The following is a 15,288-nucleotide window of genomic DNA, read 5'->3' on the forward strand; positions in this document are numbered from 1 at the left end:
GGCCCAACGATATCGTCTAGGCCAAGAGGCATGGGAGGGGCGTCAGCCCCCTTTCAAGCTGCACGGAGGACGATCGAAGAGAGGATGCGGGCGCAGCATCGGCGCCACACGAACTGGAGGAATTCTTGCAGGACCCGGGCGCACGGCCCGGGCCCTGTGCCAGGGAGTGCTTACTTGCGGATGGCGGCGATCACGCGCCTGGCGAATTCGGCCGAATTGCCGGCATGCCAGCGCCACACGATCACGAGCTCATGGTCGGGCGACACGACGATCGTGTTCGACCCCGCCCCCTGCGCGGCAAAGGCATTGGCGGGCAGTCCCGGCAAGTTCTTGCCCCTGGTGTTGAGCCACCACAGGTAGCCGTAGTCCGGGCCGTGCGCGCTCGGGGTGAGCGCCGCCTTGACGTAGGACGGCGCCAGGATCTGGCGCCCGTCCCAGGCGCCGCCGCGCAGCCACAGGTAGCCGAAGCGCGCCAGGTCCCAGCTGTCGATCCACATCCCGCCGCCCCAGCGCGTACCGCCGCTGACCGAGGGCGCCTGCCTGCCGTTCAGTTCCACGTAGCTGTTATGGTAGGGAACCCATTTCCAGCTGTTCGAGGCGCCGATCGGGTCCATCACCTGTTCCTGGAACACGTCCGGCACCGGCTGGTTGAACACGCGCAGCAGCGACAGCGCGAAGCGGTTGATGCGCACGTCGTTGTATTCGTAGAAGCTGCCCGGGCCCTTCAGGGTGCGCGGCTTGCGTTCGCCGGCGCCGAATTCGGCCTTGCCGACGAAGTCGCCGTTCTTGCCCCACATGCTGCCTTCCCACTCGGATTCCTGCTGCAGGTGGTGCTTCCAGGTCACGGCGGCATTCTGCGCCGAGGCATAGCCGCCGTCGGTCACGCGCTTGCCGACCAGCTCCTCGACGCTCTTGATGCGGCCTTCGCGCAGCGCCACCCCGGCCACGGTCGCGAGCATGCTCTTGGCCACCGAATAGGTCGGATCGACGAAGCGGGTATCGCCGAACTCGGCCACCACATAGCCCTTGTAGATCACCAGGCCGTTGGTGCGCGCGCGCTTGCTCGGCAGCGAACCCAGGCGCGCGCCGAAGGTCGCTTCCTGGTCGGAGAAATCGATGGCGCGCCCGGTCTCGCGCGACTGCGCGTACTGCACCGCGGCCGCAAGCAGGGCCGGGTCGAGCCCGAGCTGTTCAGGCGTCTTGCGGGCCCACTCGCCCGCGGGAGGAAAATACGCCGCACTGGCGGCGGCTTTGGTATCGGCGGCCATGGCGGCGCCGGCCGGCAGCAGCAAGGCCAGGCCCAGGGCCAGGGCCTGCCGGCGCGAAGTGTTCGTCATCAAGGATTGGTCCACCGGGAATAAGGGGTGCGGCTCAGGCTCGAGTTGTAGTAGCGCTGGTCGCCCGTGACTTCCTGGCCGACCCAGGCCGGCTTGTCGAAGACCGTGTCCTCGGCCGGGAGTTCGATCTCGGCCACCGCCAGGCCGGCGTTCTCGCCGAGGAATTCATCGACTTCCCAGACGAAGCCCGCGTGCGCGATGCGGCGCCGGGTCTTTTCGATCAGCGGGCGTTCGCACAGCCGGTCGAGCAGTTCGGCCGCCTCCGCCAGCGGAATCGGGTATTCCCATTCGCCGCGGGTCGCGCCCACGCTCTTGCCCTTGATGGTGAGGACGCCTTGCGCGCCCTCGATGCGCACGCGCACGGTGCGCATCGGGTCGGTGCACAGGTAGCCCTGGCGCAGCAGCACGGGCTCGCCGAGCGCGCGCCAGTCGTCGCCCGTCAGCAGGAACTTGCGCTCGATCTCGACGCCCATGGATTAGTCCAGCGACTGCAGGATCGGCTGCAGGATCGCCGCGCCGAGCGCCGCGCTGCGCGCACCGTTCCAGCCGGTGTGCGGATCGGGCAGGTCGGCGTTGTCCTTGAACGGCATTTCCAGGGTCAGGGACAGGCACTTGAAGGTGTGGCCGATGTACTTCGACGCCAGGGTCAGCAGTTCGTCGTTGTACTTGCTGGCGGCGTAGCCGTAGACGTTCTGGAAGTCCGGGCTGGCGGCCATGTACTGCTCGACGAAGGCCTTCTGGCGCGCCATGCGTTCCGGCGTGAAGTCTTCCAGCATCTCGTTGCCGGCCACGAAGTTGTACGGCAGCGCTTCGTCGCCGTGGATGTCGAAGAACATGTCGACGCCGGTTTCGTGGATCTTGTTCTTCACGCACAGCACTTCCGGACTGCGTTCCAGGCTCGGGGTCATCCACTCGCGGTTCAGGTTGGCGCCGGCCGCATTGGTGCGCAGGTTGCCGCGCACCGAGCCGTCCGGGTTCATGTTCGGGACGATGTAGAACACCGCGCGCTGCAGCAGCTTGCGCGAGACCGGGTTGGCGTCGTCGAGCAGCGCATCCATCATGCCTTCGACATACCACTCGGCCATCGTTTCGCCCGGATGCTGGCGCGCGATCACCCAGATCTTCTTCTCCGCCGCCGGGTTGCCGATCACCACCAGGTTCATGTCGCGGCCGTCGACCGTCGAGCCGATGTCGTGCACGCGCGCGATCGGGTTTTCCGCGACTTCGCCCAGCAGGCGCAGGTGGCGCTCCCAGGTGTAGGGTTCGAAGTAGGCGTAGTAGACGCTGTCGAGCTCAGGGGTATGGTTGACGGTCATGACCTGGCCGTCGAACGTGGTCGGCACGCGGAACCAGTTCTCGGTGTCGTAGCTCGCGGCCACCTGGTAGTCCTCGAAGCCCTTCGGGTAGGTGGCCTGGCCGGCGTTCAGGAAACGGATCGTGCAGGCCTGGCCGCGCGCGCCCTGCAGGCGGAAGTGGAACCACTGGTGGATGTCGGCGTGCGAATCCTTGCGCAGGTTCAGGTCGATCTGCTTGGGACCGTCGGCGCGGACGACGTCGATGGCGCCGGAGTCGAACATCTGGCTGATTTTGATGGGCATGGGGATCCTTTCGTGGCCGGTTCACAAAGTTAAGCATCATACCGGAGCGGCGAAGCGGCGGAGCGCCGAGCGCCCCTGCCGTCCGGCGCCGCACCTGGGGTCTTACTGGGCGTCGAGGTCGATCAGGTCTTTGGTGTACATCATCATGACCTGGCGCATCAGCTCGACGTTGCTGCGGTCGAGGACGACCGTCAGGTCGGGCTTGCGGTCGGTAACGAAGGTCATGCGGATCGCGCCCGGCAGCTCCTTGCAGTTCACGTATTGCGCGCGCGGGACGTAGGGGCTTTCCCAGTCCTGCTGGGTGATCGGCGGCGCCGGCGGCGGCGCCTGCAGCTGGGGGTCGCGGTTGGCCGGCAGGTGCTTGAGCAGCCAGAACACGATCGATGCCGGGACGAGGATGCACACGTCGCTGGCGCCCTGGGTGGAAAACTTGGTCAGCAACAGGTTGCCGACCCGGTCGCAGGACATGGACAGGCTTTTGACTTGACGGATAACCGCTGGTTTCACGACGATGGTCCTTGGGGAAGGTTGAAAAAGACGCGGCGATTCTACCGCATCCCATCCGCGTTTTGTGTGATGTTGGAAACAAAACGGGGAGCCCTTGCGGCTCCCCGTGGTATTCGGTCGGTTGCTCTCCTGCGTTGGCCGCAGAAATGGTTGCAGCGCGGATTACTCTTTCGAGCCGCCGCGGCTGCTGGTCTTGGAGGAGCTGCGCGAAGCGCTGCCGGTGCCGGCACTGGCCGACTGGCGATTACCGTGGCTCATGCTGCCTGCACGGCGTGCTTCTTCCGAAGTGAATTCGTGTGCCGTTCCTTTTGCGTGCGCTGCCTTGCCGCCCTGGCTGGCAATTTCGCGCTGGCGTGCCGGGTCCATCGATGCGAAACCGCGATTACGGGTACCGGTGCCGGTGCTTTGGCTGCTGGCGCCTTGATTTCCGCCTTGTTTGCTACCTTGGTTGCTTGAGGCCATGATGTCCTTCTCCCTGTTCGCTTTTAGAACCGCCGCGTCCTGCGGCAGGCTTGAACCTCACCCACGACCAAGCGCCGATGAGCGGTGTTCGAAGTCATCTTAGGCACGCATGATGGATGAGGGTATAGGACGTTTTCAGATGACTTTGTAGGACTTCACGCGACAGAAAATGCAAAAATAGAAATCTACTTCCGGTCGACAATAAAATGGCCAGAAACCGTCCTACACGGCACCCCTACGTCTTCCTATACTGTGTTCATCAGGCTACAAGCATCATGGCAATATCGGGCGGCGTTCATGTCGCCCCATCACGATTCCAAAGGAGGCCAAGATGGATGCGAACCAACGCAGCGAAGCGAACAACCAGACCAACAACGGCGCGAACGAAAAGGGTACTCCGGGCTCGAAGGGGAACACGACCAGCGGGCCGATGGATCATACCCATCCGCAGGGCGCGTCCCGGCAGCAGGCTCCGCAACTGGCGGGAAGCGAGGAACTGCCCGGCGGCTCGATGCAAAGCCAGCAGACCGGCGGATCCGGCGCGCAGCAAGGCATCAGCGACAGCCACCAGCGGCAGATGGAAATGCACTCGGAGGCCTGGGGCCTGCTCGAACAGCCTTTCAGCCGCAAGCACCGCAACGATGAGTTCGCCACCGACGTCGTGCATCACCCGGCCAACCGCCAGGCCGCGCACGGGATGAATCCGCAGAATCCGGCGCATCCGGAGCTGCAGGGCGGCGGGTACGGCAACCGCCAGGCAGCGGCGGGCGGCATCGATCCGAGCGACGACGCGGTGGGAGCGTCGTATGGCGCGTCGCACTCGACGCATGAGCCGTCGGAAGGGAGTTCCCCAGGCAACCCGTCGCGCGCCACCGGCATGCCCATGACCTGGCCGGAAGATCCGAACCGGTCATTCCAGTCGGGGAGCGGCCATCCGCCGCAACCGGGCGCCGGCCAGTCGCGGCAGTCGGGTGCGGGCCAGTCGCAGCAGAGCACCGACCGCTCGGGCTCGCAAACCGGCAACGAAGGACGCGAGCTCGGCGCCGAAGAGATCCACCAGTCGAACGACGTGGCGGGCGGCCTGCCGCGCAGCCCGGGCAACAGCGGACCGCGCACCGAAGACCAGGGCTATCGTCCGGGCGGAAGCATGCAGCAGGACCCGGCGATACACGAGTCGAACGACGCGGCCGGCGGCTACCCGCGCAGCCCGGGTGGCGCCAACAAACTGGCGGGAGACAAGAAGATGGACGACGATACCGGATTCTCGCGCAAGTAAGAGCGCGTTTGGCGCCAGGTCTTCCCCGCTAGTCGAAGCAAGCCGGATCTCCGCCAGCGCGGGGATCCGGTCTTGATCCACCTCCAATCCGCACCCGCCGCCCGAAACCCGGCCGTTCGCGCGCACTCGAATGCACAGGACACCTCCACGGGGATCGTCATGCGAGCAAACGATGGTGCACTGATGGCTGTTTCCGCCGCGCTGACGCAGCGTGCCGCGATGGAGAAGGCACGCTGCCGTCTCGGCATCGACACCGGGCGCTTCGTCGTGCTGCAGCTTGGCCGGATGGCGCCGCACAAGGGTATCGACACGGTCATCCGCGGCCTGGCGATGCTGCGCGAACGCCACGGTGTCGATGCCGAACTCATCGTGGCCAGCAGCGACCTGCGCGATCCCTCGCGGCGCGGCGGCCCGGAACTGGCAAGGCTGCGCGCCGTTGCGGCCGACCTGGGCGTCACGCCGCACGTGCGCTTCAGCGGCCAGCCTGCACGCGCCGCGCTGGGCGACTACTACGGGGCTGCCGACGCCATCGCCAGCATGCCATGGCGCACACGGCTGGGCATCACGACGACCGAGGCAATGGCCTGCGGCAGGCCGGTGGTCGGCAGCGACGCGTATGCCGTGCGGGACGGTGTCACCGGCTACCTCATCCCCTCGCGCGATGCCGAGGCGCTGGCGGAGCGGCTGGCGCGGCTGCATCGCCATCCCGCGCTGGCGCTGGCGATGGGCAAGGCCGGCCGCGCCATCCTTGCGCCCGGAGCGATGAGATGAAGGCGGTCTTCCTGGACAAAGGCGATGGGCTGGTGGAGCACCACCCCTTGAATGCCGAGCCGCGCCGCATCCGCCTGGCCGGCGGCGCCGGCATCGCGCTGCGCCTGCTGGCCAGCCTCGACTACCGCCTGTTCGTCGTGAGCAACCAGTCCGGCATCGCCCATGGCTGCTTCGGCGAAGACGCGATGCCGCCGATCGCCGACCGGCTGGCCGACCTGCTGTTCCGCGAACACCTTTCGCTGGAAGGCTTCTACTATTGCCCCCCACCATCCGCTCGGCTGCATCGAGGCCCATGCCAGACCCTGCCCCTGCCGCAAACCCTCCCCCGGCCTGCTGCTGCGCGCGGCGCACGAGCACGGGATCGACCTGCGCGCGTCCTGGATGATCGGCGACGCCCTGCATGACGTCGAGGCCGGGAACCGGGCCGGGTGCCGCACCCTGCTCATCGACAATGGCAAGGAGACCGAGTGGCGTCTCGGACCGCGTCGGCTGCCGACGCGGATCGCGCCCGACCTCTACGCGGCGGCCGTGCTGATCGCCCGGCAGGGCGACCGGCGCTGAATCCGTGCAGCATTTTTGCGACGGAAACGAGGCTGAAACGCCAAAACGAAAAAGGCCAAGCGTAAGCTTGGCCTAAATCATTGATTCCAAATGGTCGGGGCGAGAGGATTCGAACCTCCGACCCCCTGCACCCCATGCAGGTACGCTACCAGGCTGCGCTACGCCCCGACTAGCCAGCAATTATATCAGAGCCAGAAAATAACTTGAGTATTTGTAATAAGATTTTAATCATGCGTTCGCATTCCTTTCCGAACAAGGCACTGATGCCCACCTGGGCAGGCCTGGCGCCCCGTCCCGCCGGCGCCCCGGTATGCCTCGTGACTTATTTCCAGTCCCCGCGCAGCGCCAGCACCTGCTGCTGCAGGTATTCCGGCGTCGCCGTCTCCGGCGCCACCGGTTGCCCGACCGCCAGCGCCAGCTTCGAGCGCACGCCGCGGGCGAAGCGGCGCTCGAACAGGTTGGTCTTGTCGCGCGTGAACATGCTGCCCCACAAGCCGCGCAAGGCCATCGGGATCACGGGCACCTTGCTGCGCTCGACGATCTTGGCGATGCCGCCGCGGAATTCGTTGATCTCCCCGGTCGAGGTCAGCCTCCCTTCCGGAAAGATGCAGACCAGCTCGCCGTCATGCAGGGCGTGCGCGATATCCACGAAGGCCTTTTCCATCAGCCACGGATCTTCCTTGGCGGGCGCGATCGGAATCGCCTTGGCGGCGCGGAAGATCCAGCCCAGGAAAGGCGTCCTGAAGATGCGGTGGTCCATCACGAAGCGGATCGGGCGCGGGCTGGCGGCGCCGATCACCAGCGCATCGACGTAGCTGACGTGATTGCAGACCAGCACCGCCGGACCTTCCTCGGGAATGCGCCCGGCATCCACGGTGCGCACGCGGTGGCTGGTGTGGATCAGCATCCAGGCCAGGAAGCGCATCAGGAATTCCGGCACCAGCGAGAAGATGTACACGGCCACGAGGGCATTCAGCAGGGCCGTCGCCAGGAACAGCTCGGGAATCGTGAAGCCCTGCCCCAGCAGCAGGATGGCGACGCCGGCCGAGGCCACCATGAACAGCGCGTTCAGGATGTTCATGCCGGCGATCGTGCGCGACACGTGCTTCGGGTCGCAGCGGGTCTGGATCAGGGCGAACAGGGGCACGATGTAGAAGCCGCCGAACACGCCGATCAGGACCAGGTCGGCCAGGATGCGCCACACGCCCGGCTGGGCCAGCAGCCCGAAGGCGTCCACCGCCCCCGTGCCGACGAAGGCCGCACCCGCAAAGGCGGAGCCGGCGAAATACAGGTCGATGCCGAACAGCGACAGGCCGATCGAGCCGAAGGGCACCAGGCCGATCTCGACCTTGTGGCCCGACAGGCGCTCGCACAGCAGCGATCCAAGGCCGATCCCGAGCGAGAACACGGTCAGCAGCAGCACGAACACGCTGTGGTCGCCATGCAGGTAATCCTTGGCGAACACCGGGAACTGGGCCAGGATCAGGGCGCCGTAGAACCAGAACCAGGAATTGCCCAGCATCGACAGGAACACGGTGCGGTTCTGGCGCGAGAACGACAGGTTGCGCCACGACTCGGCAAAGGGATTGCGGCTGATCTTCAGCTCCGGCGCCGGCGCCGGCGAGGCCGGAATGCGCCAGCTGGCCGCCAGCCCCAGCAGCGCGCAGGCCAGGGTGCCGCCCACCACCAGCTCGATTCCCCACGGCTTGTGCGCCACCAGCAGCGCCCCCGCCACTTCGCCCAGCAGGATGCCGACGAAAGTGCCCATCTCGATCACGCCATTGCCGCCGACCAGTTCTTCCGGCTTGAGCTGCTGCGGCAGGTAGGCGTACTTGACCGGCCCGAACAGCGTGGAATGCAGGCCCATGCCGACCACGGCCGCCACCAGCAGCCACAGCGTGTGGGTCATCCAGCCGATGCCGGCCACCAGCATGATGCCGATCTCGAGCAGCTTCACGAAACGCGCCAGCCGGCCCTTGTCGACCTTGTCCGCGATCTGGCCGGCCGTCGCCGAGAACAGCACGAAGGGCAGGATGAACAGGCCGGGAATCAGGTTGTTCAGCAGCGAAGGGTTGAGCGTGGTCCACGACAGCGCGTCGTAGGTCAGGACGACCAGCAAGGCGGTCTTGAACAGGTTGTCGTTGAAGGCGCCCAGGAACTGGGTCCAGAAAAACGGGCCGAAACGGCGCTGCTTCAGCAGGGAAAACTGGTTCGGTTGGCTCATGCGAATGGCGTGCGTGACTAGGAGTCCGTACTGTACAACGGCAGACCCCGGTCAACCAACGGGGTTTCTCATAAACATGCTTGCGTCGTCAAAAATGATACCGCCGGGCGCAGGTGCCGATACACCGGGCGCAAGCACGAAGACCGGCGCGCCGCAAGTCCGCCGGCCAAACCGGGCGCGGCGTCCGCCCCTCCCTTGAAGCGTATCAACCCGGTCCCGATCCGGCGCCGTTGCGCAGCGCAGCGCAGGTAGAATCCGCGGATGACTTCTTCCAACTTCCACGTCTGCTACGCCAGCGTCGCCAGTGCGCTGTTCGAGCACATCGAGCAGGACCTCCTGCTCCTGACCACCGCCCTCCTCGACGACGACGAGGGGGCGCCGCGCACCGAAGCCTGTGCGCCCGCCCTGCTGCCCCAATGGAACCTGCCCTCGTAGGCTGCGGCGCAAAAAAATACGGACATCGCGGCACAGCCACGATGTCCGTATCGTTTCCCGGCTACGGGAAGACGGTCAGCTCAGCGTTTCCAGGCGGATGCGGGTCACCTTGCCGATCACCGCCGGCAGGGTCTCGATCCTGGCGATGGCCGCGTCGATGTGCTTTTCGCGGGTCTGGTGGGTCAGCATGATGATGTCGATGTCGGTCTCGTCGCCCGGCTCCTTCTGCAGCACGGCGTCGATCGAGATGCCGGTGTCGGCCAGGATGCGGGTCAGGTCGGCCATCACGCCCAGCTGGTCCTTCACGTGCACGCGCAGGTAGTAGCTGGTGGTGATCTCGGCCATCGGCACGATCGCCACGTCGGTCATCTCGTTCGGCTGGAATGCCAGGTGCGGCACGCGGCAGTACGGGTCGACCGTCGCCAGGCGGGTCACGTCGACCAGGTCGGCGATGACGGCCGAGGCGGTCGGCTCCGAGCCGGCGCCCCGTCCGTAGTACATCGAGGAACCGACCGCGTCGGCCTGCACCAGCACCGCATTCATCGGGCCTTCGACGTTGGCGATCAGGCGCGCCGCCGGAATCAGGGTCGGATGCACGCGCAGCTCGATGCCCTCGCCCGTCTCGTTCTGGACGCGGCGCGTGATGCCGAGCAGCTTGATGCGGTAGCCGAGCTCTTCCGCATAGCGGATGTCGGCGGCCTGCAGCTGGCTGATGCCCTCGATGTAGGCCTTGTCGAACTGCACCGGGATGCCGAAGGCGATCGCCGACATGATCGTCAGCTTGTGCGCCGCGTCCACGCCTTCGATGTCGAAGGTCGGGTCGGCTTCGGCATAGCCCAGTTCCTGCGCCTGCTTGAGCACGGTCGCGAAGTCCAGGCCCTTCTCGCGCATTTCGGTCAGGATGAAGTTGGTGGTGCCGTTGATGATGCCGGCCACCGATTCGATTCGGTTCGCGGTCAGGCCTTCGCGCAGCGCCTTGATGATCGGCACGCCGCCGGCGACGGCCGCCTCGAAGGCCACCGTGACGCCCTTCTCCTGGGCCGCCGCGAAGATTTCATTGCCGTGCAGCGCCAGCAGCGCCTTGTTGGCGGTGACCACATGCTTGCCGTTGGCAATCGCCTTGAGCACCAGCTCGCGCGGCAGCTCGTAGCCGCCGATCAGCTCGACAACGATGTCGATGTCCGGATGGTTGACCACCGCGAACGGGTCGGCCACCACCTCAACCTGGTTGCCGGTCAGTTCGCGTGCACGTTCAATATTGCGCGCCGCGACCATCGCAATTTCAATACCGCGGCCGGCGCGGCGGCGGATCTCTTCCTGGTTGCGCTGGAGAACGTTAAAGGTGCCGGCACCGACGGTGCCGATACCCAGGAGGCCAACTTTGATGGGTTTCATAATTCTTGTTTCTCGTTGATGTCTAGGCGCGCCCGTGGCGCCGCCGGTAGCCGTCGAGGAAGCGCGCGATGCGTCCGCAGGCGTCGGTCAGGTCGTCGGAATTAGGCAGGAACACAAGCCGGAAATGGTCCGGAGCAATCCAGTTGAAGCCGGTGCCTTGCACCAGCAGCACTTTTTCCTCGGCCAGCAGCTCGCAGATGAACTGCTGGTCGTCCGTGATCGGGTACATCTTCGGATCGAGGCGCGGGAACATGTACAGCGCCGCTTTTGGCTTGACGCAGGACACACCCGGTATATCGGTAAGCAGTTGGTGCGCGAGATCGCGCTGTTTCAGCAGGCGGCCGCCCGGTCCGACCAGGTCGGCGATGCTCTGGTAGCCGCCGAGCGCGGTCTGGATCGCGAACTGGCCCGGCGTATTGGAGCACAGGCGCATCGAGGCCAGCATGTTCAGGCCCTCGATATAGTCCTTCGCGTGGCGCTTTTCGCCGGACACCACCATCCAGCCGGCGCGGTAGCCGCAGGAACGGTAGTTCTTCGACAAGCCGTTGAGGGTCACGAACAGCACGTCGTCGGCCAGCGAGGCCAGCGACACGTGCTCGGCGCCGTCGTACAGGGTCTTGTCGTAGATTTCGTCGGCGTAGACGATCAGCTGGTGCTGGCGCGCCAGTTCGATAATCTCGAGCAACACTTCGCGCGAATACAGGGCGCCGGTCGGGTTGTTCGGATTGATGACGACGATCGCGCGCGTATTCGGCGTGATCTTCCTGCGCATGTCCTCGATGTCGGGCATCCAGCCGGCCTGCTCGTCGCAGACATAGTGGACCGGCGCGCCGCCGGCCAGGCTGACGGCCGCGGTCCACAGCGGGTAGTCGGGCGCCGGCACCAGCACTTCGTCGCCGTTGTTGAGCAGGCCCTGCATCGCCATCACGATCAGTTCCGAGGCCCCGTTGCCGAGGTAGATGTCGTCGATCCTGACGTTGGCGATGCCCTTCGACTGCGTGTAGTGCATCACCGCCTTGCGCGGCGCGAACAGGCCCTTGGAGTCGGTATAGCCGGCCGCACCCTGCATGTTGCGGATCATGTCCTGCACGATCTCGTCGGGCGGGTCGAAGCCGAACACGGCCAGGTTGCCGATATTGAGCTTGATGATCTTCTGCCCGTCGTCCTCCATCTGGCGCGCTTTTTCAAGTGCCGGACCGCGGATCTCGTAGCAGACGTCGTCGAGCTTGTTCGATTTGAGAATCGGTCGCAAAATATCCCCTGAAAGAAAGCCGCTTTGTTGCAGTGCGAAAAATACCCATTCTGCCGAAAGCGACCGATTTAAGCAACCTTGCCGGTCCCGGTTACAATGGATGCTTAGGCGGCGAACCACGTATTCGCCAGAATTCGCCCATCCGGCCGCCAGCGGCCACACGCACAGCCAGACGATGAAGCTTCATTCCGATAGCACTCAACAATACCAGACCGTGACCGGCTACGATGCCCGCGGTGTCGAAATCAACGCCCAGCGCTTCGAGTACAGCCTGACCGTCATGCCCGAGGTGCCGCCGCGCCCCTGGAACGTGGCGCGCTTCGAAGACCTGACCACGGCCCACTTCGAGGACATCGCGAAGGACGCGCCCGACGTCGTGGTGCTGGGCACCGGTGAGCGCCAGCGCTTCGTCCACCCGCGCCTGGTCGCCAGCCTGGCGGCGCTGCGCATCGGCGTCGAATGCATGGACAGCCACGCCGCCTGCCGTACTTACAACATCCTGATGGGCGAAGGCCGCAAGGTCACGCTGGCCCTGATCATCGACGCTTCCGGCGCCTGATCCAGGACCTGCCGCGGCCGCCGCGCGCTCTGCTCTTAAAAAAAAGCAACTTTCCGCCACCTGGATATTGTTGACTTGGCCATTCGGGACTAGCTGAGGCGGCAGCGGCGCATTATCATGGCGACTCCCGCTCCCTGCACCGATTGCCAGGGAGGATGAACGCGCAGCGCGCCGCGCTGCCACTGCCAGGAGAACCCCGTGGCCGAGAGCCCAACCGCCGCACCCGTCGCCAATTTTTCCGCCCCGATGACCAATGGCCTGACCTTCGAGCTGTCCGGCCGTCCGGCCAGGTATACCGTCCTGTACTTCTACCCCAAGGACAACACCCCAGGTTGCACCACAGAAAGTATCTCCTTCCGCGAAGCGCATCCGGAATTCCAGGGCCTCGGCGCCGAGATCTACGGCATCAGCCGCGATTCGCTGCGCTCGCACGAGAACTTCAAGTCCAAGCTCGGCCTGCCGTTCGAGCTCATCTCCGATCCGGATGAGCTTGTATGCACCCAGTTCAATGTCATGAAGATGAAGAATATGTATGGCAAGCAGGTGCGGGGGGTCGAGCGCAGTACGTTTGTCATTGACGCTCACGGCAAATTGGTGAAAGAATGGCGTGGCGTGAAAGTCAACGATCACGTGGCCGAAGTGCTGGAATTTTTGAAGAGCCAGCCCTGAAGACGGATGGCTCCAGTTCATCAACCTGCTGGATAGCTAACGCCTATTTTGAGTCAACCCGCTTCACATCAGCATCATTCCAATCTGGCTGCCAGCCGGACCGGGACTCACCCGGGTCCGGCCCGCATTGCAACAGTTCCCCAACCAGCATCATTCCGTGCGGCTGCGCGCCCTTGTGGCTCGCGCACGCCCCGGCCTTCCAGACCTTTTTTAGATTGAGAACCTGATGCCACTGCCAAAAATGCCCACCAAGCCAGCCACCATGCTGCTGGCCAAGGATTACCCGAAGGCCGAACCCGGCAAGTCGCCGGTTCGCCCCGCGTCGGCCAAGACCGACGCCGATCTCGAAGACCTGATCAGCGGCCAGGCCGTGCCTGCGCCGAAAGCGCGCGCGCGCAAGGCCAAGGCCGCTGAAGCAGCCGTCGCCGCAGCACCCGCCGCCGCGCCTGCCGCGCTCGCGGTCCCGGAACCCGCTCCCGCGCGGGGAGAAAAATCGCGCTCCGCGCCGGCCACCGTGGCCAAGCTGCGCGAAACCGATGCGGACCAGCCGCATCCGGCCAAGCACAAGCCGGTCGAAGTCAACGTCAAGTCGTCCACCAGCCGCAAGGCCGACAAGAGCGGCACCACCAAGGTATTCGTCCTCGACACCAATGTGCTGATGCACGACCCGACCTCGCTGTTCCGCTTCGAGGAGCACGATGTCTACCTGCCGATGATGACCCTGGAAGAACTCGACAACCACAAGAAGGGGATGTCGGAAGTCGCGCGCAACGCGCGCCAGGTCTCGCGCACCCTCGACGCCCTGATCGCGAACATCGACGACGATGCGATCGAAGCCGGCATCCCGCTGGCCAAGCTGGGCAACAAGGACGCCAAGGGCCGCCTGTACTTCCAGACCAAGCTGAATGGCGCCGCCCTGCCGGAAGGCCTCCCTTCCGGCAAGGCCGACAACCAGATCCTGGGCGTGGTGCGCGCACTCGAAGACCAGACCCCGGGCCGTGCGATCGTGCTGGTGTCGAAGGACATCAACATGCGCATCAAGGCGCGTGCACTGGGTCTGCCGGCCGAGGACTACTTCAACGACCACGTGCTGGAAGACACCGACCTGCTGTACTCGGGCATCATCCAGCTGCCGGACGACTTCTGGGACCGGCACGGCAAGGACATCGAATCGTGGCAGGAAAACCGCAACGGCTATTCCTCGACCTTCTACCGCGTCACCGGCCCGGTGGTCCCGACCCTGCTGGTGAACCAGTTCGTCTACCTGGAGCCGAAGGACGGCGAGTCGCCCTTCTACGCCCAGGTCAAGCAGATCAACGGCAAGACCGCCGTGCTGCAGACCCTGCGCGACTACAGCCACCAGAAGAACAACGTGTGGGGCATCACCGCGCGCAACCGCGAACAGAATTTCGCGCTGAACCTGCTGATGAATCCGGAGTGCGACTTCGTTACCCTGCTCGGCCAGGCGGGCACCGGCAAGACCCTGCTGGCGCTGGCCGCGGGCCTGGCCCAGGTGCTCGAGACCAAGCTGTATAACGAGATCATCGTCACCCGTGTGACGGTGCCGGTCGGCGAGGACATCGGCTTCCTGCCGGGCACCGAGGAAGAAAAGATGTCGCCGTGGATGGGCGCCTTCGACGACAACCTCGAAGTGCTGAACAAGTCCGACAGCGACGCCGGCGACTGGGGCCGCGCCGCGACCCAGGACCTGATCCGCTCGCGCATCAAGATCAAGTCGCTCAACTTCATGCGCGGCCGCACCTTCGTGAACAAGTTCCTGATCATCGACGAGGCGCAGAACCTGACGCCGAAGCAGATGAAGACCCTGGTCACGCGCGCCGGCCCGGGCACCAAGATCCTGTGCCTCGGTAACATCGCCCAGATCGACACGCCTTACCTGACCGAAGGCTCGAGCGGCCTGACCTATGTGGTCGACCGCTTCAAGGGCTGGGGCCACAGCGGCCACGTGACCCTGGCGCGCGGCGAACGCTCGCGCCTGGCCGACCACGCCAGCGACGTCCTGTGATCTTCCTGCGGCCTGCCCTTGCGGCAGGCGCAGTCCGAATGCCCGCCACCCGGCGGGCATTTTTTTTGGCGCTGTCACCTTCGCATATGGAAGAGACCGATCGCGGCCCTGAGCAATTGTTCCGCTGAACTGATGCGCCCGCCATCCAGCGCCCATTGCCAGCCGAGATAGTTGGGCAGGTAGCGCGACGCGACGCCGTGGAAGCGCGCCAGCCAC

Annotated in this window: 14 protein-coding genes, 1 tRNA gene and 2 pseudogenes; 7 read left to right on the top strand and 10 right to left on the bottom strand. The window is 65.2% G+C overall.

Features of this window, described 5'->3' with window-relative positions:
- Positions 1–170 precede the first annotated feature (170 nt).
- The 5 genes from H162_RS0123725 to H162_RS31725 form a co-directional block, all read right to left on the bottom strand.
- Positions 171–1,337 (bottom strand): serine hydrolase domain-containing protein, encoded by a 1,167-nt coding sequence (locus H162_RS0123725; protein WP_020655983.1) that lies wholly within the window; start codon positions 1,335–1,337, stop codon positions 171–173.
- On the bottom strand, positions 1,337–1,810 hold the full coding sequence (locus H162_RS0123730) for a CYTH domain-containing protein (RefSeq protein ID WP_020655984.1): 474 nt from the start codon (positions 1,808–1,810) through the stop codon (positions 1,337–1,339). The genes H162_RS0123725 and H162_RS0123730 overlap by 1 nt, the downstream gene beginning before the upstream one ends.
- A gap of 3 nt (positions 1,811–1,813) precedes the next feature.
- The gene (locus H162_RS0123735) at positions 1,814–2,935 is read right to left on the bottom strand and encodes a M14 family metallopeptidase (RefSeq protein WP_020655985.1); all 1,122 of its coding nucleotides are present in this window, start codon (positions 2,933–2,935) and stop codon (positions 1,814–1,816) included.
- 102 nt (positions 2,936–3,037) lie between these two features.
- On the bottom strand, positions 3,038–3,403 hold the full coding sequence (locus tag H162_RS0123740; RefSeq protein WP_020655986.1) for a hypothetical protein: 366 nt from the start codon (positions 3,401–3,403) through the stop codon (positions 3,038–3,040).
- A gap of 201 nt (positions 3,404–3,604) precedes the next feature.
- Positions 3,605–3,904, bottom strand: a complete 300-nt coding sequence (locus H162_RS31725; protein WP_040788061.1) for a KGG domain-containing protein — start codon at positions 3,902–3,904, stop codon at positions 3,605–3,607.
- Positions 3,905–4,235: 331 nt separating this feature from the next.
- Between H162_RS31725 and H162_RS0123750 the strand changes: the two genes are divergently transcribed.
- The 3 genes and pseudogenes from H162_RS0123750 to H162_RS31735 all read left to right on the top strand — a co-directional run bounded on the left by H162_RS0123750 (position 4,236) and on the right by H162_RS31735 (position 6,512).
- A complete protein-coding gene (locus tag H162_RS0123750; protein ID WP_020655988.1) occupies positions 4,236–5,180 on the top strand; it encodes a hypothetical protein in 945 nt (314 codons plus the stop codon).
- A 183-nt stretch (positions 5,181–5,363) separates the two neighbouring features.
- The gene (locus tag H162_RS31730; protein WP_020655989.1) at positions 5,364–5,951 is read left to right on the top strand and encodes a glycosyltransferase; all 588 of its coding nucleotides are present in this window, start codon (positions 5,364–5,366) and stop codon (positions 5,949–5,951) included.
- Positions 5,948–6,512 (top strand): annotated as a pseudogene (locus tag H162_RS31735) (D-glycero-alpha-D-manno-heptose-1,7-bisphosphate 7-phosphatase). The gene H162_RS31730 and the pseudogene H162_RS31735 overlap by 4 nt, the downstream one beginning before the upstream one ends.
- A 91-nt stretch (positions 6,513–6,603) precedes the next feature.
- On the opposite strand, the gene H162_RS0123765 reads toward H162_RS31735, so the two are convergent.
- Positions 6,604–6,680 (bottom strand) — tRNA-Pro (locus H162_RS0123765).
- A gap of 154 nt (positions 6,681–6,834) precedes the next feature.
- Complete coding sequence (locus H162_RS0123770) at positions 6,835–8,736, bottom strand: MFS transporter (RefSeq protein WP_020655991.1); 1,902 nt, start codon at positions 8,734–8,736, stop codon at positions 6,835–6,837.
- A gap of 261 nt (positions 8,737–8,997) precedes the next feature.
- Between H162_RS0123770 and H162_RS34820 the strand changes: the two genes are divergently transcribed.
- A complete protein-coding gene (locus H162_RS34820) occupies positions 8,998–9,171 on the top strand; it encodes a hypothetical protein (RefSeq protein ID WP_020655992.1) in 174 nt (57 codons plus the stop codon).
- Between the two features lie 75 nt (positions 9,172–9,246).
- On the opposite strand, the gene H162_RS0123780 is transcribed toward H162_RS34820, so the two are convergent.
- Both H162_RS0123780 and H162_RS0123785 read right to left on the bottom strand, forming a co-directional pair.
- On the bottom strand, positions 9,247–10,566 hold the full coding sequence (locus H162_RS0123780) for a homoserine dehydrogenase (RefSeq protein ID WP_020655993.1): 1,320 nt from the start codon (positions 10,564–10,566) through the stop codon (positions 9,247–9,249).
- A gap of 22 nt (positions 10,567–10,588) precedes the next feature.
- Positions 10,589–11,818 carry a pyridoxal phosphate-dependent aminotransferase gene (locus H162_RS0123785; protein WP_026355017.1) on the bottom strand — a complete coding sequence of 410 codons (1,230 nt, stop codon included), beginning with the start codon at positions 11,816–11,818 and terminating at the stop codon, positions 10,589–10,591.
- A 175-nt stretch (positions 11,819–11,993) separates the two neighbouring features.
- On the opposite strand from H162_RS0123785, the gene H162_RS0123790 reads away from it, so the two are divergent.
- The 3 genes from H162_RS0123790 (at position 11,994) to H162_RS0123800 (ending at position 15,072) form a co-directional block, all read left to right on the top strand.
- Complete coding sequence (locus tag H162_RS0123790; RefSeq protein WP_026355018.1) at positions 11,994–12,377, top strand: Mth938-like domain-containing protein; 384 nt, start codon at positions 11,994–11,996, stop codon at positions 12,375–12,377.
- Positions 12,378–12,575: 198 nt separating this feature from the next.
- Positions 12,576–13,046 carry a peroxiredoxin gene (locus H162_RS0123795; protein ID WP_020655996.1) on the top strand — a complete coding sequence of 157 codons (471 nt, stop codon included), beginning with the start codon at positions 12,576–12,578 and terminating at the stop codon, positions 13,044–13,046.
- Positions 13,047–13,272: 226 nt separating this feature from the next.
- A complete protein-coding gene (locus H162_RS0123800) occupies positions 13,273–15,072 on the top strand; it encodes a PhoH family protein (protein ID WP_026355019.1) in 1,800 nt (599 codons plus the stop codon).
- Positions 15,073–15,146: 74 nt separating this feature from the next.
- Here the strand turns inward: H162_RS0123800 and H162_RS34825 are convergent.
- Positions 15,147–15,288: pseudogene (locus tag H162_RS34825) on the bottom strand (IS1595 family transposase); the annotation flags it as partial.

The sequence above is a fragment of the Massilia niastensis DSM 21313 genome, from assembly GCF_000382345.1.
Lineage (GTDB): Bacteria > Pseudomonadota > Gammaproteobacteria > Burkholderiales > Burkholderiaceae_D > Telluria > Telluria niastensis.